Annotated in this window: 21 protein-coding genes, 1 tRNA gene and 1 pseudogene; 9 read left to right on the plus strand and 14 right to left on the minus strand. The window is 71.0% G+C overall.

Annotated features, from left to right (window positions below; genetic code table 11):
• Positions 1-669 precede the first annotated feature (669 nt).
• Both ACFU95_RS48010 and ACFU95_RS48015 read left to right on the plus strand, forming a co-directional pair.
• The gene (locus ACFU95_RS48010; RefSeq protein ID WP_383843235.1) at positions 670-999 is read left to right on the plus strand and encodes a helix-turn-helix transcriptional regulator; all 330 of its coding nucleotides are present in this window, start codon (positions 670-672) and stop codon (positions 997-999) included.
• Positions 989-2,206 (plus strand): tyrosine-type recombinase/integrase, encoded by a 1,218-nt coding sequence (locus ACFU95_RS48015; protein WP_383843238.1) that lies wholly within the window; start codon positions 989-991, stop codon positions 2,204-2,206. The genes ACFU95_RS48010 and ACFU95_RS48015 overlap by 11 nt, the downstream gene beginning before the upstream one ends.
• Positions 2,207-2,305: 99 nt before the next feature.
• Here ACFU95_RS48015 and ACFU95_RS48020 read toward each other — a convergent pair.
• Positions 2,306-2,379: transfer RNA gene (locus ACFU95_RS48020), tRNA-Pro, on the minus strand.
• A 178-nt stretch (positions 2,380-2,557) separates the two neighbouring features.
• Between ACFU95_RS48020 and ACFU95_RS48025 the strand changes: the two genes are divergently transcribed.
• Positions 2,558-3,493 carry an alpha/beta hydrolase gene (locus ACFU95_RS48025; RefSeq protein ID WP_383843241.1) on the plus strand — a complete coding sequence of 312 codons (936 nt, stop codon included), beginning with the start codon at positions 2,558-2,560 and terminating at the stop codon, positions 3,491-3,493.
• A 133-nt stretch (positions 3,494-3,626) separates the two neighbouring features.
• Here ACFU95_RS48025 and ACFU95_RS48030 read toward each other — a convergent pair whose 3' ends face one another.
• From ACFU95_RS48030 to ACFU95_RS48060, 7 genes and pseudogenes are all read right to left on the minus strand, one after another.
• Complete coding sequence (locus tag ACFU95_RS48030; RefSeq protein WP_383843244.1) at positions 3,627-3,926, minus strand: hypothetical protein; 300 nt, start codon at positions 3,924-3,926, stop codon at positions 3,627-3,629.
• Positions 3,927-4,109: 183 nt separating this feature from the next.
• Positions 4,110-5,435: an MFS transporter gene (locus ACFU95_RS48035; RefSeq protein ID WP_383843247.1), complete on the minus strand. Its 1,326-nt coding sequence runs from the start codon at positions 5,433-5,435 to the stop codon at positions 4,110-4,112.
• A 134-nt stretch (positions 5,436-5,569) separates the two neighbouring features.
• Positions 5,570-6,520 (minus strand): VOC family protein, encoded by a 951-nt coding sequence (locus ACFU95_RS48040; protein WP_383843250.1) that lies wholly within the window; start codon positions 6,518-6,520, stop codon positions 5,570-5,572.
• Positions 6,517-7,626 (minus strand): 4-oxalomesaconate tautomerase, encoded by a 1,110-nt coding sequence (locus tag ACFU95_RS48045; protein WP_383843252.1) that lies wholly within the window; start codon positions 7,624-7,626, stop codon positions 6,517-6,519. Before ACFU95_RS48045 ends, ACFU95_RS48040 begins: the two co-directional genes overlap by 4 nt.
• Positions 7,623-8,333 carry a 4-carboxy-4-hydroxy-2-oxoadipate aldolase/oxaloacetate decarboxylase gene (locus ACFU95_RS48050; RefSeq protein WP_383843255.1) on the minus strand — a complete coding sequence of 237 codons (711 nt, stop codon included), beginning with the start codon at positions 8,331-8,333 and terminating at the stop codon, positions 7,623-7,625. The genes ACFU95_RS48045 and ACFU95_RS48050 overlap by 4 nt, the downstream gene beginning before the upstream one ends.
• A pseudogene (locus ACFU95_RS48055) lies at positions 8,330-9,120 on the minus strand (PIG-L deacetylase family protein). The gene ACFU95_RS48050 and the pseudogene ACFU95_RS48055 overlap by 4 nt, the downstream one beginning before the upstream one ends.
• A gap of 71 nt (positions 9,121-9,191) precedes the next feature.
• Entirely contained in the window at positions 9,192-9,842 is a 651-nt protein-coding gene (locus tag ACFU95_RS48060) for a GntR family transcriptional regulator (RefSeq protein WP_383843258.1), read from the minus strand.
• 284 nt (positions 9,843-10,126) lie between these two features.
• Between ACFU95_RS48060 and ACFU95_RS48065 the strand changes: the two genes are divergently transcribed.
• Positions 10,127-10,471: a cupin domain-containing protein gene (locus ACFU95_RS48065; protein ID WP_383843261.1), complete on the plus strand. Its 345-nt coding sequence runs from the start codon at positions 10,127-10,129 to the stop codon at positions 10,469-10,471.
• Here the strand turns inward: ACFU95_RS48065 and ACFU95_RS48070 are convergent.
• On the minus strand, positions 10,461-11,468 hold the full coding sequence (locus ACFU95_RS48070; RefSeq protein WP_383843290.1) for a LacI family DNA-binding transcriptional regulator: 1,008 nt from the start codon (positions 11,466-11,468) through the stop codon (positions 10,461-10,463). The genes ACFU95_RS48065 and ACFU95_RS48070 overlap by 11 nt on opposite strands.
• Before the next feature lie 123 nt (positions 11,469-11,591).
• Between ACFU95_RS48070 and ACFU95_RS48075 the strand changes: the two genes are divergently transcribed.
• Positions 11,592-12,752, plus strand: a complete 1,161-nt coding sequence (locus tag ACFU95_RS48075) for a Gfo/Idh/MocA family protein (RefSeq protein ID WP_383843264.1) — start codon at positions 11,592-11,594, stop codon at positions 12,750-12,752.
• Positions 12,753-12,765: 13 nt separating this feature from the next.
• Here ACFU95_RS48075 and ACFU95_RS48080 read toward each other — a convergent pair whose 3' ends face one another.
• Both ACFU95_RS48080 and ACFU95_RS48085 read right to left on the minus strand, forming a co-directional pair.
• Positions 12,766-13,380 (minus strand): TMEM175 family protein, encoded by a 615-nt coding sequence (locus tag ACFU95_RS48080; protein WP_383843266.1) that lies wholly within the window; start codon positions 13,378-13,380, stop codon positions 12,766-12,768.
• Positions 13,381-13,445: 65 nt separating this feature from the next.
• A complete protein-coding gene (locus tag ACFU95_RS48085; protein ID WP_383843269.1) occupies positions 13,446-14,474 on the minus strand; it encodes a LacI family DNA-binding transcriptional regulator in 1,029 nt (342 codons plus the stop codon).
• Between the two features lie 107 nt (positions 14,475-14,581).
• On the opposite strand from ACFU95_RS48085, the gene ACFU95_RS48090 reads away from it, so the two are divergent.
• The 4 genes from ACFU95_RS48090 to ACFU95_RS48105 all read left to right on the plus strand — a co-directional run bounded on the left by ACFU95_RS48090 (position 14,582) and on the right by ACFU95_RS48105 (position 18,638).
• Positions 14,582-15,748 (plus strand): phytanoyl-CoA dioxygenase family protein, encoded by a 1,167-nt coding sequence (locus ACFU95_RS48090; RefSeq protein WP_383843272.1) that lies wholly within the window; start codon positions 14,582-14,584, stop codon positions 15,746-15,748.
• Positions 15,749-15,775: 27 nt separating this feature from the next.
• On the plus strand, positions 15,776-16,552 hold the full coding sequence (locus tag ACFU95_RS48095) for an SDR family oxidoreductase (RefSeq protein ID WP_383843275.1): 777 nt from the start codon (positions 15,776-15,778) through the stop codon (positions 16,550-16,552).
• Positions 16,553-16,614: 62 nt separating this feature from the next.
• Complete coding sequence (locus ACFU95_RS48100) at positions 16,615-17,619, plus strand: Gfo/Idh/MocA family oxidoreductase (RefSeq protein ID WP_383843278.1); 1,005 nt, start codon at positions 16,615-16,617, stop codon at positions 17,617-17,619.
• A complete protein-coding gene (locus tag ACFU95_RS48105) occupies positions 17,616-18,638 on the plus strand; it encodes a Gfo/Idh/MocA family protein (protein ID WP_383843281.1) in 1,023 nt (340 codons plus the stop codon). Before ACFU95_RS48100 ends, ACFU95_RS48105 begins: the two co-directional genes overlap by 4 nt.
• Positions 18,639-18,691: 53 nt before the next feature.
• Here the strand turns inward: ACFU95_RS48105 and ACFU95_RS48110 are convergent, their stop codons facing one another.
• The 3 genes from ACFU95_RS48110 to ACFU95_RS48120 form a co-directional block, all read right to left on the minus strand.
• Positions 18,692-19,714, minus strand: a complete 1,023-nt coding sequence (locus ACFU95_RS48110) for a Gfo/Idh/MocA family protein (RefSeq protein ID WP_383843284.1) — start codon at positions 19,712-19,714, stop codon at positions 18,692-18,694.
• A 25-nt stretch (positions 19,715-19,739) separates the two neighbouring features.
• Entirely contained in the window at positions 19,740-20,642 is a 903-nt protein-coding gene (locus tag ACFU95_RS48115) for a sugar phosphate isomerase/epimerase family protein (protein WP_383843287.1), read from the minus strand.
• Between the two features lies 1 nt (position 20,643).
• Positions 20,644-20,769: ABC transporter ATP-binding protein (locus tag ACFU95_RS48120; RefSeq protein WP_383843293.1), on the minus strand; the 126-nt coding region annotated here is incomplete at its 5' end.

Here is a 20,769-nt window from a genome sequence, read left to right on the forward strand (position 1 = left end):
CCAGCGAGACCGACCTACCCACCGAACTCACCGCATAGCCTCAAAACGAGATCACCGAGTGGCCGTCAATACACCACTCCCGCGGACGTGACCCCGCTCACAAGCAGTCCATCGACCAACACCGTGGTACGGACAAGGCGATAGACGTGATCGCTGATACACCACTCGGCGGGACGTCATCCCCCGCCGGCGTCCCACTGCTCCAGCTGACCGTCAACGGGCCTCGGGCCAGCAGGGAATGGGCTCATAGGCCCAGCGTCATTTTCCCGGCACTCAGGTTCCCAGTCCTGTCGCTTCCCAGCCCACACTCACCCTGCATAGCAGCGAAAGAGCGGCCGCCGACGGCAGGAGTCCTGCGGGACCCTCCTGGGACTTCCGGCTGCGTCAATGGACATGGCAGTGAAACATCCAAATGACCGCCTACCGCCGTCCGACTCGGCGGCAACATAGCCCGGAAACGCCGGTTAGCCAAACCGGCGATTCCGGAGACGATTAATGCACCAACGTCCGCACCCGAACACAACCACTGATCGAAGCGATGGCGAAGGCACATCGCCGCTGCCTGCTGGAAATCCACCGCGCGTTCTCCGTTCGCGAACTGTGCTGTCCGTCTCTGGACTCTTCCGCAGATCCGTCTAGTGTTCCGTACTCCCCGGAGAATAGCCGCACTTGCTCAATGAACCGATAGCAACCATCGCCAACGCCGAACCGCATCGCGAGAAGGAGTCCACAGCGGACCCTGCAGTTGCTCACCATCATGCCGTATCACCTGATAGACGAGCGCCTCTCCTCACCAGCGCCTGGTACTCAACCAGTGACCTCGCTGCCTGCCTGAGAGTCGACGCCTCAACCCTGCGCCGCTGGCGCACCGCCCAGCCACCCCAGGGGCCGCCATTCGTCACGGTCTCGGAACGTGTCGTCATGTACAGCGCCCTTGACGTCGAGGAATGGCTGCGCCACCGACGTACCGTCCCGACCAAGGGACTCAATGGCCGATAAGACCAACGTTCCTGTCGGTGTCCGGCTCTCGACCGATATCGAGTATCGTCCTGACCGCCCCACTCCGTATCGGGCGCGTGTCCGGTGGACCGATCCGACCAGCAAGCGCCGCCAGTCACTGTCCGAGGGAAAGGACAGCGAAGAAGAGGCCCAGGAATGGCTCCAGGCCATCATCGAGGCCGCAGAGGCTGGCCTGAGCCCGTCGCTGGCCACCATGAAGCTCGCCGAATACGGCGAAGCGAACATGGACGTTGCCCTGCGCGGCCTGGAGTTGAAAACGCTGGACCCCTACCTGTCGGGGTGGCGGAGGCGCGTGGTCCCCGCCCTGGGCCACCTCGCGGTGCGGATGATCACCAATGGTGTCGTCGACCGCACGGTGCAGAACTGGATCGCGGACGAGCACAGCCGCTCCACGGTGAAGAACACGATCGCCGTCCTGGTCCGCGTCATGGAGCAGGCAGTCCGAGACGGCATCATCAAGGTCAACCCAGCCCGGGTGACCGGCTGGCAGAAGCTCTACAAGCAGGCCGAGGACGAACTCCTCGACCCACGGGCGCTGGCCCTGCCCGACTGGGAGACTCTTGTTGCGCTGGCCGACGCGCTCGTGGCTGCCTCCCACGACCAGTACCGCGGCTGGGGAGACGTGGTCGTCTTCGCCGCGTGCACTGCCGCACGGATCGGCGAGGTCTCAGGCTGCCGTGTCGGGGACATCGACACCAACCAGTGGATCTGGACCGTGCGGCGTCAGACCACACCCGCGCCCGGCGGGCTGACCGACAAGGGCACCAAGGGCAAGCGGGCCCGCAAGGTTCCCATCGTCGAGGAGATCCGTCCCCTCGTCGCTCAGCGTGTCCTGTCCGCCGGCCCGAATCCCGATGCCCGCCTGTTCACCGGCCCGCGCGGCGGACGCATCTCCACCGCCGTCCTGCGCGACGCGACACACTGGGACGACGTGGTCACTAAGCTCGGCTACGAGCACCTGCGCCGCCACGACCTCCGGCACACCGGACTGACCTGGTTCGCCGACGCCGGAGTCCAGGTACACGTCCTCCGCCGGATCGCCGGCCACGGCTCCCTGACCACCACCCAGCGCTACCTACACCCCGACATACACAAGATCACGGCCGCCGGGGCGGCGCTCTCCGCACACCTCAGCGTGCTCCGCGCACCTCGCTCGCTGCCGAGCCCGATCGTCGTGACCCGCTGACCCCGGTCAAGGGCGCCGGTCCCCAACTGGTCCCCAAGAATGATCAAGGGCCGGTTTCGGATACCTCCGAAACCGGCCCTGACCTGCGACCATCTCCAGTCGGGACGACAGGATTTGAACCTGCGACCCCTTGACCCCCAGTCAAGTGCGCTACCAAGCTGCGCCACGTCCCGGCGCGTATCGCGCGGAGGACCGCGTGATCACGCAGGTCAACCCTACCGCATACGCATCGTGTCTCGGCCGAAGCTACCTCTTGACCAATAATTGCTGCTACCTATAATTGCCTAACTCAATCAGATCCTCCATTTCGGGATGTCGGGGAAGCCCACAGCCCCGACCGAACGGAGCCACATGCCCCTCCTGGCCCGGCCCGCGGTGGCCGCCCTCGTCGCCAAGGCGATGCAACGTGTGACCGTCTTGGCGGACCGGCGCTCCGGTGGACGGGGCTCCACTGCCGCCTCACATGCCCGGTTTCCCGAATTCCCGCGCACGGTACGGGAGTTGACGATTCCGACGTCGATCGCCCCGGCCCGGGTCACGGTGTATCTGCCCGCGAACGACGAGCCCGCTCCCCCGGTGCACATCAACTTCCACGGCGGTGGATACGTCATGACGCTGACCGAGCTGGACGACCCGCTGTGCCGCCTCCTCGCCGCCGAGGCAGGGGTGGTCGTGATCAACGTGGACTATGCCGTCGCCCCGCAGCATCCGTTCCCGGCGCCGCCCCGGCAGGCGTACGAGATCGTCCGGTGGATCGCGGAGCACGGCGCCGAAGAGGGCTGGGACGGCGGGCGGCTCACCGTGGGCGGGCAGAGCGCCGGGGGCGGGCTCGCGGCGGCCGTCGCGCGGCAGGTCCTTGAGCAGGGCGGGCCGTCGGTCGCACTCCAGGTGCTGCACTACCCGCCGCTCGACCTGGCGACCAACGCCAGGGACAAGCGTGCCACCATCCCCAAGCCGGTGCTCCGCCCCTGGATGGCCGACGTCTTCGACACCTCGTACGTCCCGGATGCGCCGCGGCGCCTCGACCGGCTCGTGTCCCCGGCGCACGCGTCGGACACGGCGGATCTGACGGGCATCGCGCCGGCCCTGCTGGTCACCGCCGAGCACGACCTGCTGCGGGCCGAGGGCGAGCGGTACGCCGAGCGGCTTCGGGGTGCCGGGGCGCTGGTCGAGCACCATGATGTGCGCGGGGCCGATCACGGGTACGACGGGCAGGACGACGCCAAGGCCCGCGAGGTCTACGCCCTGATCGCGCGGCGTGTACGGGAGGCGACGGCCGCCGGGTGAACGCCGGGCCGCCGACCCGGGCGGGCGGAGTGACGTCGAACCTGTATGCGCGTCCCGTCAGTTCGCGCCACGCATGCGCCGTGGACACGTCCGCGTCGGCGTTCGACACCGCGTACATTCCTTCGTGGATCCGTCACCTGTTGTGCACCATCGGCGCGGGCTCGCCGGGCACCGTGTGGGTGTACTCGTCCGGGCAGGTGGCACGGACGTTCGCCGAGACCGGCCGGACGGTCGAACACCTGTCGGCCGAGGCCCAGATGGGCTGCACCGCCGGGGCGGCGGCCGAGGTGTTCCTGGCGCCCTTTCCCGGGCTCCAGGACATCCCCGCGACGAACCCCGCCATCAGCAGGGTCACCGACACCACCACCCACCACGGCAGCCCTGCCTTGGCCATGAACGCGACGACAGCCACCAGTGCGAGAAATGCCGTCACGTTTCTGATCCCCCATCGACTGTCAACTCACCTGCCCCCGACGTCACGAGAGCCGCCCTGCATCACTACGGGCATATGACGCAACAATACGCGAGACCGTCGTATAACCCAGTTCGGCTCATCTGTACATATGGTTCGTCCGTACATATGACGGACGCCACTCGCCGCGTGCGCACGTGCTGGTCAGTGCGCGCCCATGAGTTCCCGCTTCCCGTCACTCCCGGCCGCCCGCTTCGAGCCGCGCAGAGCGGCGATCCCGATGAAGACCATGGACGACAGGCCCGCGCACGCGAAGGCCGTGAAGCCCCAGTCACCCTTGTCGGCGGCGAGCAACTGGCCGCCCAGCCACGGCCCGAAGACGGCACCGAACCGGCCCATGCCCGAGGTCCAGCCGACGGCGGTGGCGCGGTTCTCGGGGCGGGAGCGGATCGAGACGGTCGCGTAGATCATGGTCTGCGCGCTGTTGAGGAACACGCCGGTCAGGAACACCACCGTGAAGGTGAGCGCCAACGGCATGCGGACACTGAGCAGGAAGACCCCGGCGGCGGTCAGCGCGAACCAGATCGCCGAGATTTGTGGAGCGCCGAACCGGTCGGCGGCACGGCCGGCCACCAGCATGCCGACGATGCCGCCGAGGTTGAACAGCACCACGAAGGTCAGTGCCGAGCCGAGGTTGTAGCCCTCGCCGCGCATCAGGGTGGGCAGCCAGGTGGCGACTCCGTAGACGAGGAGCAGTCCGCCGAAGGAGGCCGACCAGTACAGCAGCGTCTGGCCCCACTCGCCGCCCCGGAAGAGGTTGGCCAGGGAGTGCCGGCGGTTGGTGGCGGGCCGCTCGCCGGCGGGGGCGGCGGGCAGTTCGACCTCGTAGCGCCGGGCCAGCTCCCCGGCCTCCGCACTGCGGCCCTTGGCGACCAGGAAGCTCAGCGACTCGGGCAGGAACCTGGCGAGCACCGGCACGAAGAGCAGCGGGAGCACACAGAACCAGAACGCGGCCCGCCAGCCGAGGGGTTCGACGACCCACAGGGCGACGTACGCGGAGAGGATGCCGCCCGCGTGGTGGGCGGTCATCAGCATGCCGATGGCGAGGGCGCCGCGGCCGCGCGGGGCGAAGTCGCAGACCATGCTGATCGCGGTGGGCAGCAGACCGCCGAGGCCGATGCCGGCGAGCGTGCGGCCGAGGCCGAACACCGCGACGCCGCCCGCCATCGCGCACAGCCCCGACGCCAGCGAGAACAGCGCGACGCAGGCGACCATCAGCGTCTTGCGGCCGATCCGGTCGGCGACCGTACCGGCGGCCAGGGCGCCGACCAGCATGCCGAAGGTGGCGTAGCTGCCCAGGTCACCGGCCTGGTCGGGGGTGAGACCGAGCGCCTTCTCCGCCAGCATGTGGGGCAGCACGGACCCGTAGATGAACATGTCCAGGCCGTCGAAGAGAACGGCCAGCCAGCACAGGCCGACGGCGAGCAGGGCCAGTCTGCCGACGCGAGGAGCGGTCGGGGAGGGGGACATCCTTGTTTTCCTCTCGTGCGTTGTGCGCCAGACGCCAAGGAGGGGGATCGAAAGAGTCAACGTTTTTGTCAACAATCTCAGCGACAATCCGGCCCGGGCGTTCCGGGCGCCGCCTCGGGCGGCCCGCGGTGTGTTCAGGCGACCGGCGGTGTCCCGTGCGTGTGGAAGGACTCGATCGTCTTCAGACCCCACGCCTGCCCCTTGGCCCGCTCGGCCTCGGTCCAGGTGATCAGCGGCCAGTCCGGGGCGAGTACCAGCCGGGTGAGCGGGTTGCACAGCTCGACGCGGTTGCCGCCGGGTTCGTAGACGTACAGGAAGAACGTCTGCTGGATGGCGTGCTTGTGCGGGCCCGTCTCGATGAACACGCCGTTGTCGATGGCGAGGTCGGCGGCGCGCAGGATGTCCTCGCGGGTGTCGGTCGCGAAGGCGATGTGGTGCAGCCGGCCGGCGGAGCCGGTCCAGTCGGAGGTGTAGACGACGTCGTACGACTTGTCGGTGAAGGTCAGCCAACGCGCCGCGATCTTCCCGGAGTCGAGCCGGATCTGCTCGGTGGGCCGGGCGCCGAGCACCCGTTCCTGGAACTCGGCGTTGGCGAGCACGTCGGCGGCGAGGAAGTTGACGTGGTCCAGCCGCCGTACGCCGACGCCCCGGTCGGGCTTGGCCTGCGCCTGGTTCTTCAGCGCCGGCCGCAGCCCCTCCGGCGCCCGGTAGTACTCGCTCTCCCAGTACAGGGCGTGCTCGTGCCCGTCGGGGTCGGTGGTGAGGTACAGCCTGCCGAGGCCGGGCTCGTCCTCGACCCATCTGCCGGTGCCACCGGCCGCCCCGACCGCCTCGACACGGCGGTGCAGCGCCTCCTCGCTGGAGGTGCGCAGGGCGAGCCGGCCGAGACCCGGCTGCTCGCGGGCGGTCAGCACCAGGCTGTGGTGCTCGTAGTCGTCGAAGGTCCGCAGATAGACCGTGTCACCGTCCTGGCCGTTGACCGTGAGGCCCAGAAAGTCGGTGAAGAAGGCGACGCTGGCTTCCAGGTCCGGGGTGAACAGCTGGGCGTGGCCGAGGTGGGCGATGTCGCCGAGCGGCGGGGTCATCGGGGGCCTCCGGGGGTGGGTGCGGGGAGTGGGGCCGTCTCGGCGGACCGGGGGAAGACGGTGCCGTCGAAGATCTTGCGGGCCGTGCGGACGACGGCGGTGCGCAGGGCGACGGGACCGCCCGCGGAGTCGGTGCCGAGGCTGCTCTCGATGTCCAGGTGGCCCGTGGGGTGTTCGATGCGGACGAGGTCACCGTCGGCGGGCAGATCCGCGAGGCCGGCGCCGACGCCGCCCTCGACGCGCAGCCCGGCGGCGACGCCGGCCGCACCGAGCACGCCGATCGACGTATGGCAGCGGACCGGAATGAAGGTGCGCGTGGCGATCGCGCCGCCGTGGCGGGGCGCGGCGAGGAGGGTGACCTTGGGGACGGTCGCGTTCGAGACATCGCCCAGTCCCATCAAGTGGCCTGCTGCCAGGCGGAGTTCGCGGACTCGGCCGGCGAGCGCGAGGTCCTCCTCCAGGTCTTTGGGTGCCTCGTGGCCGGTGACCTTGAGCGCGGCGGCCTGGACGAGGACGGTCGGCATGCCGTTGTCCACGCAGGTCACCGGGATGCCGTCGATCACGTCGCGGACGTTGCCGGTGGGCAGCAACTTCCCGGCGCCGGGCGGGAACTCGATCACCACGGGCGCCGCCGTGCCGGGCACGCCCGAGATCCCGGCGCCTCCGGTGTAGTCGACGCGTCCGCGCGGGGTCGGGAAGGTCGCCGTGGCGAGGTCGCCTGAGTTGACCATCCGGATCCGTACGGAGGTCTTCTCCTCCCCCGCCGCGACCAGCCCGCGCTCCACGGCGAACGGGCCGATGGCGGCGAGAACGTTCCCGCAGTTCTGACGGTCGCTCACTTCCGGTCGGTCGACGGCGACTTGGAGGAACAGGTAGTCGACGTCGGCCCGCGGATCGGCCGAGGGGGACACCACGGCCACCTTGCTGGTGAGGGGGTGGGCGCCGCCCAGGCCGTCGGTCTGCCGCTCGTCCGGGCTGCCCATGACGCGCAGCAACAGCTCGTCGCGGGCGGCGGGATCCTCGGGCAGGTCCTCGGCCAGGAAGCAGGCGCCCTTGGACGTGCCGCCGCGCATCAGCATGCAGCGGAGCTCCACGGGCCCGGTCACGGCCGCGCCCCGTCGCGGACGTACTCGTCGTAGGACTTGTACGTCACGCCGAGCCGTACGAGCGTCTCGCGCAACCCGTAGCGGTCCAGGCCGAGTTGGCCGTCGAGGAAGGCCGCGCGGGTGGCGGCCTCCTTGGCCTCGCGGGCCTCGGCCTTCCCGACCGTCTCGCGGGCGCGTTCGCGGGGGACGACCACCACGCCGTCGTCGTCGGCGAGGATCACGTCGCCCGGGCGGACGACCTGGCTGTCGATGGCGACCGGCACGTTCACCGAGCCTGCGGTGGCCTTGACCGTGCCCTGTGCGCTCACCGCCCGGGACCAGGCGGCGAAGCCCATGTCGCGCAGCTCCTGGGTGTCACGGATGCCGGTGTCGATGACGACGCCGCGCACTCCGCGCCGGCGCAGGGCGGTCGCGAAGAGCTCGCCGAACAGGCCGTCGGTGGACGGGGAGGTGGTGGTGACGACCAGGAGGTCGCCCTCGCCGCACTGCTCCACCGCGGCGTGGATCATGAGGTTGTCGCCGGGCCAGCCGAGCACCGTGACGGCGGTGCCGGCGACCCGTACGCCCTGCTGGACGGGGCGGATACCCGGGCCCAGCAGGCCCGTTCGCCCCATCGCCTCGCTCACCGTCGCCACGCCGAAGCCCGCCAGCGCGTCGACGTCCCGCAGCTCCGCCTTCGGCGGGTCGGTGACGATCACGCCGCTCATGCCAGCTCCTTCGCGATCTGCGGGTAGGGGCGCATGTACGCCTCGGCCATGGTCTTGTGGGCCAGGCCCAGGTTGGGTCCGGCGTTGCGCTTGAGCTGGACGCCGCGGCGGACGGCGAGGTCGGTGTAGTAGTCCCACAGGTGCCGCTGGGCGCCGAGGCACTCCATGGCCTCGCGCTTGGTCTGCCACACCGCGGTGATGTCGAGCAGCACCTCGGGCCTGAAGCCGCTCATCTCGGGCTGGTGCGGCTCGAAGTAGAAGACCGGCGGGGCGCCGATGATGTCGCCGTCGCCCGGATAGCCGATGGCCTGGGCGAGGATCCGGGCCTGAAGGGCCATGCGGTTGGCGGCCGGATGGTCGCCGTTGTACGGGTCCTCGACCGGGTGGGTCAGCACGACGTCGGGCTGGGTGTCGCGGTAGACGGTGACGAGCCGGTCGGTCAGCTCGGCGGTGGCGACGAGCGGGTAGTCGCCGGCGTCGAAGAAGCGGACCTCGGCGCCGAGGGTGGCGGCGGCCCGTTCTGCCTCGTCGCGGCGTATCGCCTTGATCTCGTCGAGTTTCCTGCCTTCGCGCCATGCCGTGGCGGACTCGCCGCGCTCGCCGAAGGTCAGGCAGGCGATGGTGACCTTCTCGCCCCGGAGGCGGCCAGGGCGATCGCGCCGCCCGCCCGCCACACGAAGTCACCGGCGTGCGCGGTGATCACGAGGGTCGAGCGTGGCGGGGATGGGGGTCCCCCCTGGTCGGGCGGAGTCGAGAGCTCGGGGGAGGGCGCGTGGGCGTGCGTCATCGCTGGTTTCTCCTTGGGTGACAGGGGTGCGCCCGCCCCGTGCGCGTCCGCCGCGCGGCGACTCGTACGGCTCAGTCGCGCAGCGCCTCGATCACGCTGGTGAGGTGGGCGCGGACGGCCGCCTCGGCCGCCTGCGGGTCCCTGGCCCGGATCGTCTCGATCATGGCCAGATGCTCGTTCAGGGAGCGCTGCGGACGACCGGGCCGCAACGCCAACTGGAAGCGATGGCGCACCAGTTGTGCGTTGAGCCGCTCCAGCAGCTCCACGGCGGTGCGCTGGCCGGAGAACTCCCGGATCCTGGCGTGCAGTTCCTGGTTCAGCTCGGAGTAGGTCATCGGTTCGCCGTCGGCCACGGCCTTGGTCATCGCCGCGCCCAGGTCCGCCAGTCGGGTCAGCTGCTCGTCGCTGGCGGCGACGGCGGCCTTCGCCGCGCAGAGCCCCTCCAGGACCATGCGGCACTCGGTGATGGCGACCGCTTCCTCCACGGTCACCACCCGCACCCGCGAGCCACGGTTGCGGATCCGCTCGACCAGTCCCTGAGCCTCCAGATCGATGAGTGCCGCGCGGATACTGGCCCGTGTCACACCGAACTGCTCGGCGAGCTCGTTCTCCACCAGCCGCTGCGCCGGTGCCATCTCGCCGTGCAGGATCGCCTGCCGCAGCTGCGCGAGCGCATGCCGCTTGGCCTGCTCTCCGGTGCTCGGACGGGCTTCTTTCGGCATGTGCCCTCCCTGAGTGAGTGCCTGTCGAACGTAAATCTAGCCAAACAGAATTGTCAACAATTTTGTGCGCCGTCTTGCGCGCCGTCTTGCGCATCGTCTTGCGCATCGTCTTGCGCATCGTCTTGCGCATCGTCTTGCGCATCGTCTTATGTGCCGCCCTGTGCACAGCCCTGTGTGCAGCCCGGTGACCGTCCGTGGGCCGCGACGGAGTGTCCGCCCGCTCCCGCCGAGACCCCACACTCTGTCCAGGCCGGACCCCCGCTCCGCCGGGCTAGGGTCTCCGCATGACGCACAGCTTCGTACTGCACATCCCCGACGCCGAGCTCGAACCCGAGCCCCTCGCACCCGAGCAGATCGTCTCCGGGACGCCCGAGGTGACCGGGAAGGTGGTCTGGGAGTCGGAGGACGGACGTCAGGTGCGGGGCGTCTGGCAGATCACGCCCGGCGTGGTCACCGACACCGAGGCCGACGAGCTGTTCGTCGTGATCAGCGGGTCGGCCACCATCGAGGTCGAGGGCGGGCCGACGCTGACGGTGGGGCCCGGCGACATGGCCGTACTGCGCGAGGGCGACCGTACGACGTGGACGGTGCACGAGACGCTGCGCAAGGCGTACGCGATCAACCAGTGACGCGCGGGGGCGCCGTCGAGCCCCGGATCTCCAACGTCGGTACCGCGAGGCGGACTTCGCCCGCTCCCCCGGCGCCCTCGAACCGGTCGAGCAGGCAGCGGGCGGCTCGGCGGCCGACCTCGTGGCTGGCGTTGTCGACGCTGGTGAGCCACACATGGCGCAGCCGGGCGATGCTCGTGTTGTCGTAGCCGACGACGGACAGATCGCGCGGCACCCGCAGTCCCGACTCCTCGGCCGCCGACAGCGCGCCGATGGCGGCGATGTCGTTCACGGCGAAGACGGCCGTCGGCCGCTCGGTGCGGCTCAGCAGCCGGACCGTCGTCCGGTAGCCGCCCTCCTCGGTCATGTCGCTCGGTTCGACGACCGCCTCGTCCCCGAGGCCGTGCGCCCGCATCGCCGTCTCGAAGCTCCGTCGGCGCAGCTCACCGACCGCGCCGTACCCGGCGATGTGCGCGATGCGCCGGTGGCCGAGGCCGATGAGGTGCTCGGTGACCAGGCGGGCGCCCCGCTCGTCGTCGTTGGCCACGACGTCCACGCCGGGCAGCAGGGGCTCACGCGCGCCCGCCACCACCACCGGCAGGCGTTCGGCGACCGCCCCGAGGGCGGCGGGGTCGGGCAGGGTGCCGACCACGATCAGGCCGTCGACGCCGAGGTCCAGGAAGGGACCGGCCGGGTCCTGTCCGGTACGGCGGTTGAGGCGCGCGTCGGCCAGGAGCATGCGCAGGCCGTTGTCGTGCAGGAGTGAGTTCAGGCCGTCGAGCATGTCGACGAACCAGGGGTTGCGCAGGTCGTTCAGGAGGACGCCGACCGTGCGGGTGCGCTGCTCGCTGAGGCTGCGCGCGGCGGCGTTCGGGCGGTAGCCGAGTTCGCGCACGGCCCGCAGAACGGCCTCCCGCTTCTCCGGGCGCACCTGGTCCGAGCCGCGCAGCACCAGCGAGACCAGTGACTTGGAGACGCCGGCCCGGTCGGCCACATCACGGATCGTCGGCGCTCTCATGGACATGGACCGTTCCATGCGGTGCCGCGCCTTGTCAAAGGGCGAGGAAAGGGTTGACACCGGCGCCGAGCCACACCCAAGGTGGGCTGGACAGGAAATGGACCGGTCCAAAGAGGTGCTGCAATGGTGGACACGCTCGGCGTCGCCGTCGTCGGATTCGGCTGGATGGGGCGGGTGCACACCCAGGCGTACGCCCGTGTCCCGCACCATTACCCGGCGCTGCCCCTGCGTCCGGAGCTGGTGACCGTCGCCGAGGACGTGCCCGGGCGGGCCGAGGAGGCCGCCGCGCGATTCGGGTTCGCCACGGCGACCCGCGACTGGCGCGAGGTGGCCGCCGATCCCCGGGTGCGGGCGGTGAGCATCACCGCGCCGAACTTCCTGCACCGCGAGATCGGCGTCGCGATGGCCGAGGCCGGCAAGCACCTCTGGATCGAGAAGCCGGTGGGCCTGACCGCCGACGACGCCCGCGCGGTGGCGGACGCGGCGGCCAAGGCCGGCGTGCAGAGCGCGGTCGGCTTCAACTACCGCAACGCGCCCGCCGTCGAGAGCGCCCGCGACCTGATCGCCGCCGGTGAGATCGGCACCGTCACGCACGTCCGCATCCGCCTCTTCAGCGACTACGCGGCCCACCCGCAGGGCGCCCTGACCTGGCGCTACGAACGCGAGCGTGGCGGCAGCGGAGTCCTCGGCGACCTCGCCTCGCACGGCACCGACCTGGCCCGCTTCCTGCTCGGCGACATCACCTCGCTGACCGCCGACACCGCGGTCTTCCTGCCCGAGCGGGCCCGCCCGACCGGCGCCACCGCCGGACACACCCTCGCCACCGGGGAACTCGGCCCGGTCGAGAACGAGGACTACGTCAACTGCCTGCTGCGGTTCGCCTCCGGCGCCCGCGGCGTGCTGGAGGCCTGCCGGGTCTCGGTCGGCGAGCAGAACAACTACGGCTTCGAGGTGCACGGCACCAAGGGCGCGGTGTTCTGGGACTTCCGCCGCATGGGCGAGCTGGGCGTCAGCCGTGGCACCAGCTACCAGGACCAGCCGGTCAGCACCGTGTATGTCGGCACGGGCGACGGCGAGTTCGGCGCCTTCCAGCCGGGCGCGGCGAACGCCATGGGCTACGACGACCTCAAGGTCGTCGAGGCGTACCGCTTCCTGCGCTCGGTCGCCGAGGGCACCCCGCACGGGGCCACCCTCGACGACGCCGTGCGCAGCGCCCGCGTGCTCGACGCGATGGTGCGGTCCGCGCAGAGCGGCACGTGGGTGGACGTGGCCGCGGGAGTGTGACGGACGGCCGGCCTCAGCGTGCCGCCCGATCGGCCCGCCGGCCGATGGCCACCTTGACCGGGGCCATGACCAGCCAGAGCCACATGGCGGCCTCGCCGTAGGCCAGGGCCAGCGGGACGCTGGCGACGAACACCACCACCGTCACGGAGAGGTCGAGCGCGAAGAGGCGGAAGCCCTCCGGCGGCTTCGTCGCGCCGCGCAGCCAGGGGCGCCGGATCAGGAGGAGCAGCAGCGCGAGGTGGGCGGAGCCGAGGGCGGCGACCGCCGCCGCGTAGATGGCGACCGACTCGGGCTCTCTGCCGTACTCGGAGAGGAGCTTGGTCGGGAACGGCACGAGGGCCGCGACACTCAGCCCCACGATGGACAGGGTGATCACCTGCCCGTCGACCTCCCGGACGTATCCGAAGATCCGGCGGTGTTCGCGCCAGAACGCGCCGAGAACCAGCACGCTGAGCGCGTAGCCCCCGAGGTTCGGGATGAGTTCGTGCAGGGCGTCGTCGTACTGGTCCGGGCCCAGTCCGCGCGGGACGTAGAAGTCCAGGACCAGCAGGGTGATGGCGATGGCGAACACGCCGTCGGCGAGCGCCACCAACCGCTCGGGCCCGCCGTCCGGGTTCGATTTCCACATGCGCACGACGGTAGGGAGCCGGACCCGTCGAGCCGGTGTACACGCCCGGCACACACCCTCGATCGTCACCCGATGGGCGTGGGCATGTTGTACGGCGTCACCACCTGGATCGCCGACGGCAGCGTGGGCCCCGCCGGCGGCAGCGCGCCATGGGCCCGCATCACGATGTGGCAGGCCTCGCGCAGGTCCTGGCGCAGGTCGTGGTGGAGGACGGCGGACAGGCGGTGCTCGCGCAGCAGTCGGGTGTTGTCCTGGTCGAGATCGTGCGCGACGAACACCACGCACTCCCGGCCGAGGTCCTCGAAGGCCCGCAGAGTGGCGATGTTGCCGCCGCCGATCGAGTAGACGGCACGGATGTCCGGGTCACGCTCCAGCGCGGCCCGGACCAGGTCGTACTGGGTGGCGTCCAGCCCCTGCCCCTCCGCGATCTCGACGAGTGTGCGAGCGGGATGGAGGCTCCGCATGGCGCCGCGGAAGCCCATCTCGCGCTCCTCCTCGTTACGGAAGAAGCCGCTGCTGAGGCTGGTCAGCACATTGCCCGGCCGCTCCCCCAGCCACTGCCCCGTCAGATACGCGGCGGTGGCGCCCGCGGCCCGGTTGTCGATGCCGACATAGGCGAGGCGCGCGGTGGAGGGCAGGTCGGTCACCAGGGTCACCACCGGGATGCCGGCCTCCGCGAGCCGGGCGACGGCGGCGGTGACCTCGGGGACGTCCGGGGCCTTGAGGATCACGCCCTGCGAGCCGCGCCGGGCGATGCGGTCCAGCGTCCGGGTCAGCTCCGGCATCGGCCCGGTCTCCCGGAAGTGGAAGCGTGAGCGCACCACCGCCGGGTGCAGGGAGGGCAGCTCGGCCTCCAGGGCGGCGCGCACCGCCGTGGTGAACCGCTCGGGCGCCTGCACCACCATGTCGATCATGAAGGTGCGGCCCACCAGCCGGACCTGGGTGCGCTGCCGGTCCAGGTCGGCTATCGCCTGCTGGACCTCCCGCGCGGTGCTCTCGCGCACGCCTTTCCTGCCGTTCAGGACCCGGTCCACCGTGGCCTCGCTCAGGCCCGCCTGACGTGCGATTTCCCGGATCGGGAAGGGGTGGCCCATGCGACGGCTCCTTGAGGGGTTTTTGATGGGCGGCTGCTGGTTGTTCGACGGGATTGTCATGACAAGAATGGCAGCGCTGAGTCGCCCCTGTCACCGAGAGGACACCGATGTCCTTCACCTCCGTCCACCGCCGGGCCTGGCTGTCCGAGCACGACTGTGACCTCGCCGACTTCCGTCACCTCGTCGAGCGGACGACCGACCTCGCCGACTACCCGTACGCCGCCGCCGTGGAGCGCGCTGTCCTGGTCTACGACAGCGATCGCCTGCGCGAGGCCGAGGACCCCCGTGCGGTGCGGGCCGAGCTGGTCCGCGCCCTCACCGAGGGGCCGGGCATCGTGGTCTTCAAGGGCGCCTTCCCGGAGCCGGAGGTCGTCGACCGGCTCAGCGCCGTGTTCGACGCCCTGATCGCCGAGCAGCGTGCCTCGGGCGCGCACGCCGGGGACCACTTCGCCAAGCCGGGCGCCAACGACCGGGTCTGGAACGCGCTGGAGAAGGCGGCCCTCTACGACCCCGCGGCCTTCGCCGACTACTACGCCAACGACATCCTGGCCCTGGTCTCGGCCGCCTGGCTCGGGCCCGGCTACCAGGTGACCTCGCAGGTGAACGTGGTCAACCCGGGCGGCGCGGCGCAGACCGTGCACCGCGACTACCACCTGGGCTTCCTCTCGGGCGAGGTCGCGGCCGCCTACCCGGCCCACGTCCACGCCCTCTCCCCCGTGCTCACCCTCCAGGGCGCCGTCGCGCACTGCGACATGCCGGTGGAGTCCGGGCCGACGATGTACCTGCCGTACTCGCAGCGGTACGAGCCCGGCTATCTGGCGTGGCGGCTCCCGCAGTTCCAGACGTACTTCGAGGACCACCACGTCCAGCTTCCCCTCGCCAAGGGGGACGCGGCCTTCTTCAACCCGGCGCTCTTCCACGCGGCCGGCACCAACCGGTCGGCGGACATCCGGCGCATGGCGAACCTGCTCCAGGTGTCCTCCGCGTTCGGGCGGGCCATGGAGACGGTGGACCGCGAGGCCGTCGCGAACGCCGTGTACCCCGTGCTGCTGGGGCGCCGCGGCGAGGGCGCGGACGAGGCGTGGACGGCGAACGTGATCGCCGCGAGCGCCGAGGGCTACCCCTTCCCCACCAACCTCGACAGCGACCCGCCGGTGGCCGGGCTGGCCCCGCCCGCGCAGGCGGACCTCCTGCGGCGCGCGCTGCGCGAGGCATGGACCCCCGAGGCCCTGCGGGACGAGCTGCGGGCCGGCGCCGAGCGGCGCCAGAGCTGACCAGAGCTGAAAGGACCCGGAAAAGACATGGGACTTCTCGACGACAAGGTCGTCCTCGTCAACGGCGGCAGCCAGGGCGTCGGCGCCGCCATCGCGCGGGCGGCCGTGCGCGCGGGGGCGGTCGTCGCCGTCACCGGGCGCCGCCCGGAACCCGGTGAGGCGCTGGTGGCCGAGCTGGCCGCCGCCGGCGGCAAGGCCCTGTTCGTCCAGGCCGACCTGTCGGACGCCGACCAGGCGAAGGCGTCCGTCGCCGAGGTCGTCGACGCGTACGGCCGGATCGACTGCCTGGTCAACTCGGCGGGGCTGACGTCCCGGGGCACGCTGCTGGACACCACGCCCGAGCTGTTCGACCAGCACATCGCGATCAACCTCAAGGCGCCGTTCTTCGCCATGCAGGCCGCCGTCTCGGACATGGTCGCCCGCAAGGCACCCGGCACGATCGTCAACATCATCACGTCCTCGGCGCACGGCGGGCAGCCGTTCCTCGCGCCGTACGTCTCCGCCAAGGCCGGCCTGATCGGCCTGACCCGCAACGCCGCGCACGCCCACCGCTGGGACCGGGTCCGGATCAACGGCCTGAACATCGGCTGGACGGCCACGGAGGGGGAGGACGCGACGCAGAAGGCCTTCCACGGCGCCGCGGACGACTGGCGGGAGCAGGCCGCCGCCAAGCTGCCGATGGGCAAGCTGGGGCAGCCGGACGAGATCGCCGACTTCGTGGTGTTCCTGCTGTCGGACCGCTCCGGGGTGGTCACCGGGTCGGTGATCGACTGGGACCAGAACGTCCTCGGCGGACTCGACTGACCATGCCCCACTCCCCGTACGACATCCCCCCGTACCACCGCTTTCAAGGAGCACCGACCCCCATGCGAATCGGCATCCTCGGCCTCGGCCGCATCGGCGCCTTCCACGCCGAGACCCTCTCCGGACTCGACGCGGTCGACTCCCTCGTCGTCACCGACCCGTTCGCGGACGCCGCCAAGGCCGCCGCGGAGCGGTTCGGCGCCGAGGTCGTGGACTCGCCCGAGGCCCTGCTGGCCGCCGGCGTGGACGGCATCGTCGTCGCCGCCGCGACCGACGCCCACCCCGCGCTGATCCTGGCCGGCGTCGAGGCCGGCATCCCGGTCTTCTGCGAGAAGCCCGTCGCCAGGACCATGGGCGAGGGCGTCCAGGTACTGAAGGCCGTCCAGGGCACGGACGTGCCGATCCAGATCGGCTACAACCGCCGCTTCGACACCGGCTTCGTGAACGCCCGCGCCGCCGTGCAGAGCGGTGAGCTCGGCAAGCTGCACACGGTCCGCTCGACCACGCTGGACCCGGCGCCGCCGCCGGCCGCGTACATCGCCGCCTCCGGTGGCATCTTCCGGGACTGCTCGGTGCACGACTTCGACATCATCCGCTGGGTGACCGGGCGCGAGGTGACCGAGGTGTACGCCGTCGGCGGCAACAAGGGCGCCGACTTCATCAAGGAGGCGGGCGACGCCGACACCACCGGCGCGATCCTCACCCTCGATGACGGCACCATCGCTGTGGTCTCCAACTCCCGCCACAACGCCCGGGGTTACGACGTCCGCATGGAGATCCACGGCTTCCAGGACTCCATCGCCGTCGGCCTGGAGGACAAGCTGCCGCTGCGCTCGGTCGAGCCCGGCGTGACCTTCCCGGCGGGCACCCCGCACGACTTCTTCATGGACCGCTTCACCGCGGCCTACCGCGCCGAACTCACCGCGTTCACCGAGGTCGTGGCCGGCACCCGGCCCTCCCCGTGCACCATCGAGGACGCCCTGGAGGCCGGCTGGATCGCCGACGCGTGCACACTGTCGCTGCACGAGCACCGTCCGGTGACGATCGAGGAGGTACGGCAGGGATGAACGATCCGGGCCGGGAACCACTGCGCATCGGAGTACTGGGCGCGGCACGCATCACCGAACTCTCCCTCGTCGGCCCGGCCCGGACGACCGGCCACCGCCTCGTGGCGGTGGCCGCGCGCGACCGGTCCCGCGCCGAGGCGTTCGCGGACGAGCACGACGTGGAGCGGGTGGTGGACTCCTACGCCGACCTGCTCGAGGACCCCGAGGTGGAGGTCGTCTACAACCCGCTCGCCAATGGCCTGCACGGGCCGTGGAACCTCGCCGCGCTCGCGGCCGGCAAGCACGTCCTGACGGAGAAGCCGTCGGCGAGCAACGCCGAGGAGGCGGCCGAGGTGCGGGAGGCGGCGGCCAAGGCCGGGACCGTCTTCATGGAGGCGTTCCACTACCTCTTCCACCCGGTGACCCGGCGACTGCACGAGCTGCTGCAGAGCGGTGAACTCGGGGATCTGCGGCGCGTCGAGACGATGGTCGCCGTCCAGGGGCCGGCCGACTCCGACCCGCGCTGGTCACTGCCGCTCGCGGGCGGCGCCCTGATGGACCTGGGCTGCTACAGCCTGCACGCGGCCCGGGTGCTCGCGCCTTGGGCGGGCGGGGCACCGCGGCTCGTCACCGCGCGTGGCGGGGAACGGGCGGGCGCGCCGGGTGTCGACGAGTGGCTGGACGCCGACCTGGAGTTCCCGGGCGGGGCGACCGCGTCCGCGCGCTGCCACATGGCGTACGACGAGCTGGAGATGAGCTGCCGGATCGTCGGCTCGGCGGGCGAGGCGTTCGCGCCGAACTTCGTGCTGCCGCACCTGGACGACCGGGTCGTGGTGCGTACGGCGGACGGCGAGCGGACGGAGCGGCTCGGCACCCGCTCGTCGTACACCTACCAGCTGGAGGCGTTCGCCGCGCACATACGCCGGGACGCCCCGCTCGCGCTGGACGCGGACGACGCGCTGGTGACGATGCGGCTGATCGACGAGTCGTACCGCGCGGCGGGCTTCGAGCCTCGGCCGCGTACGGCGCTCGCGGGCTGAGGGCGGAACACGAAGGAGGGCCGGGGGAAGCTCCCCCGGCCCTCCTGTTCGCCTCAGGCGTAGAGCGCCGGCCGGTCGACCAGGTCCACCGCGACCCGGCCGCCCTCCTCCAGTGCCCGTACCGCCGCCTCGCACACCGCGGCCACGGCGTACCCGTCCCACGCGCTGGGCCCGGTGACCTCGCCGCGCCGGGTGGCGTCCACCCATGCCTGGACCTCACGGTCGTAGGCGTCGGCGAACCGCTCGATGTAGTCCTGGGCGATGATGCCGCCCCAGCGGCCGGCCGCGTTGGTGACCATGGCGTGGCCGTCGCCGACGCGGGCGGTGCCGCGTTCGCAGACGACCTCGGCCTGGACCTGGTAGCCGAAGCCGCAGTTGACGAAGATCTCGACGTCGACGATCGCGCCGCCGTCGGTCTCGAAGATCACGAACTGCGGGTCCCGGATGCCGTCAGGCGCGTTGCCGGACGGGGTCGGGGCGAGCACGGTGACGGCGGTGATCTCGTGGCCGAGCAGCCAGCGGGTCACGTCCATCTCGTGCGTCACGGAGTCGTTGATGAGCATCTCGGACGTCCAGCCGGGCGGGCTGGCGACGTTGCGGTGCCGGTTGTGCAGCATCAGGGGACGGCCCAACTGGCCTGTCTCCAGCAGGGCCTTGAGCTTCGTGTACTCGGCGTCGTAGCGCCGCATGAAGCCCACCTGGACCCGGCGCCGGCCGAGTTTCCGCTCGGCCTGAAGGACCCGCAGCGCGGAGGCCGCGTCGGGGGTGAGCGGCTTCTCGCACAGCACCGGCAGGTCGTGCTCGAAGGCGGTGAGGAGCGCCGCCTCGTGGGCGGGGCCGGGCGAGGCGACGATCACCGCGTCGACGTCGGCCGCCGCCATCGCGGCGGCCGGGTCGGTGTGGGCGGTGCAACCGTCGACGCGGGCCGCGACCGCTTTGGCGCGTTCCGCGTCGACGTCCACGACGGCGGTCACCCGTGCCCCGCTGATGACCTCCTGGATGCGGCGCACATGGTCGGCGCCCATCTTTCCGGTACCGATGACTGCGACTCCGAGCGTGTGCGGACGCTGGGTCATGGTGATCGGCCGTCCTTTCGGGTCGTCAGGCGCCGCAGGACCTCAGGAACTTACGGGTACGGACCGCGATGGGCAGCGGCTTGTCCGGCTCGCAGGGGTACATGTCCTGCTCGACGATCGCGAACAGGTCCACGTTGAGCTTCTGCGCGGCCGTCAGGACCGGCCCCAACTCCGGTACGCCGGCCGGGGGTTCGCACATCACACCGCGCTGGACGGCGGGGCCGAACGGGATCTCGTTCTTCACCACGTCCGCGAGGATCTCGGGGTCGACCTGCTTGAGGTGCAGATAGCCGATGCGCTCGCCGTAGGTCTCGATCAGCTTGACGCTGTCGCCGCCGCAGTAGGCGTAGTGACCGGTGTCCAGGCAGAGGTTGACCAGGTCGGAGTCGGTCGAGTCGAGGAAGCGCTCGACGTGGTCCTCGGTGTCGATGTGGGTGTCGGCGTGCGGGTGCACGACGATGTCGAGGCCGAACCTCTCCTTGACCTCGTGGCCGAGGCGCTCCATGCCCTTGGTCAGGTGGGCCCACTGCTCACCGGTGAGCTCCGGCGGCTCCAGGATCTCGGCGGTCTTGTCGTCCCGCCAGAACGACGGGATGACGACCAGGTGCTTCGCCCCCATGGCCTGGGTGAGCGAGGCGACCTCGCTGACGTGCTCCCAGGTGGACTCCCAGACGGAGGGGCCCCGGTGCAGTCCGGTGAAGATCGTGCCGGCCGACACCTTGAGGTTCCGCTTGCGGATCTCGTCGGTGAGGCGGGCCGGGTCGGTCGGGAGATAGCCGTACGGGCCCAGTTCTATCCAGTCGTAACCGGCCTCGGAGACCTCGTCGAGGAAGCGTTCCCAGGGCACCTGGACCGGGTCGTCGGGGAACCAGACGCCCCAGGAGTCGGGGGCCGAACCGACCCGGATACGGTCGAGCTCAGGGGGCATGTCAGGACTTCCCTTCGGTGGACGCCACGGTCGCGGTGAGGTCTTCCTCTTCGGGGAGTTCCTCGACGTCGACGCCGCGGACCTGGCTCAGCTCGTGCTTGAGCGCGGCCAGTTCGGTGCCGCCGGC

It is taken from the genome of Streptomyces sp. NPDC057623 (assembly GCF_042800355.1).
Taxonomy (GTDB): Bacteria; Actinomycetota; Actinomycetes; order Streptomycetales; family Streptomycetaceae; genus Streptomyces.

What these genes read in the sequence shown, in the direction of transcription:
- ACFU95_RS48015 (WP_383843238.1), top strand. Translation starts at nt 989, where the DNA reads ATGGCCGATAAGACCAACGTTCCTGTCGGTGTCCGGCTCTCGACCGAT.
- ACFU95_RS48025 (WP_383843241.1), top strand. Translation starts at nt 2,558, where the DNA reads ATGCCCCTCCTGGCCCGGCCCGCGGTGGCCGCCCTCGTCGCCAAGGCG.
- ACFU95_RS48035 (WP_383843247.1), bottom strand. Translation starts at nt 5,435, where the DNA reads ATGTCCCCCTCCCCGACCGCTCCTCGCGTCGGCAGACTGGCCCTGCTC.
- ACFU95_RS48040 (WP_383843250.1), bottom strand. Translation starts at nt 6,520, where the DNA reads ATGACCCCGCCGCTCGGCGACATCGCCCACCTCGGCCACGCCCAGCTG.
- ACFU95_RS48050 (WP_383843255.1), bottom strand. Translation starts at nt 8,333, where the DNA reads ATGAGCGGCGTGATCGTCACCGACCCGCCGAAGGCGGAGCTGCGGGAC.
- ACFU95_RS48060 (WP_383843258.1), bottom strand. Translation starts at nt 9,842, where the DNA reads ATGCCGAAAGAAGCCCGTCCGAGCACCGGAGAGCAGGCCAAGCGGCAT.
- ACFU95_RS48065 (WP_383843261.1), top strand. Translation starts at nt 10,127, where the DNA reads ATGACGCACAGCTTCGTACTGCACATCCCCGACGCCGAGCTCGAACCC.
- ACFU95_RS48070 (WP_383843290.1), bottom strand. Translation starts at nt 11,468, where the DNA reads ATGAGAGCGCCGACGATCCGTGATGTGGCCGACCGGGCCGGCGTCTCC.
- ACFU95_RS48075 (WP_383843264.1), top strand. Translation starts at nt 11,592, where the DNA reads ATGGTGGACACGCTCGGCGTCGCCGTCGTCGGATTCGGCTGGATGGGG.
- ACFU95_RS48080 (WP_383843266.1), bottom strand. Translation starts at nt 13,380, where the DNA reads ATGTGGAAATCGAACCCGGACGGCGGGCCCGAGCGGTTGGTGGCGCTC.
- ACFU95_RS48085 (WP_383843269.1), bottom strand. Translation starts at nt 14,474, where the DNA reads ATGGGCCACCCCTTCCCGATCCGGGAAATCGCACGTCAGGCGGGCCTG.
- ACFU95_RS48090 (WP_383843272.1), top strand. Translation starts at nt 14,582, where the DNA reads ATGTCCTTCACCTCCGTCCACCGCCGGGCCTGGCTGTCCGAGCACGAC.
- ACFU95_RS48095 (WP_383843275.1), top strand. Translation starts at nt 15,776, where the DNA reads ATGGGACTTCTCGACGACAAGGTCGTCCTCGTCAACGGCGGCAGCCAG.
- ACFU95_RS48100 (WP_383843278.1), top strand. Translation starts at nt 16,615, where the DNA reads ATGCGAATCGGCATCCTCGGCCTCGGCCGCATCGGCGCCTTCCACGCC.
- ACFU95_RS48105 (WP_383843281.1), top strand. Translation starts at nt 17,616, where the DNA reads ATGAACGATCCGGGCCGGGAACCACTGCGCATCGGAGTACTGGGCGCG.
- ACFU95_RS48110 (WP_383843284.1), bottom strand. Translation starts at nt 19,714, where the DNA reads ATGACCCAGCGTCCGCACACGCTCGGAGTCGCAGTCATCGGTACCGGA.
- ACFU95_RS48115 (WP_383843287.1), bottom strand. Translation starts at nt 20,642, where the DNA reads ATGCCCCCTGAGCTCGACCGTATCCGGGTCGGTTCGGCCCCCGACTCC.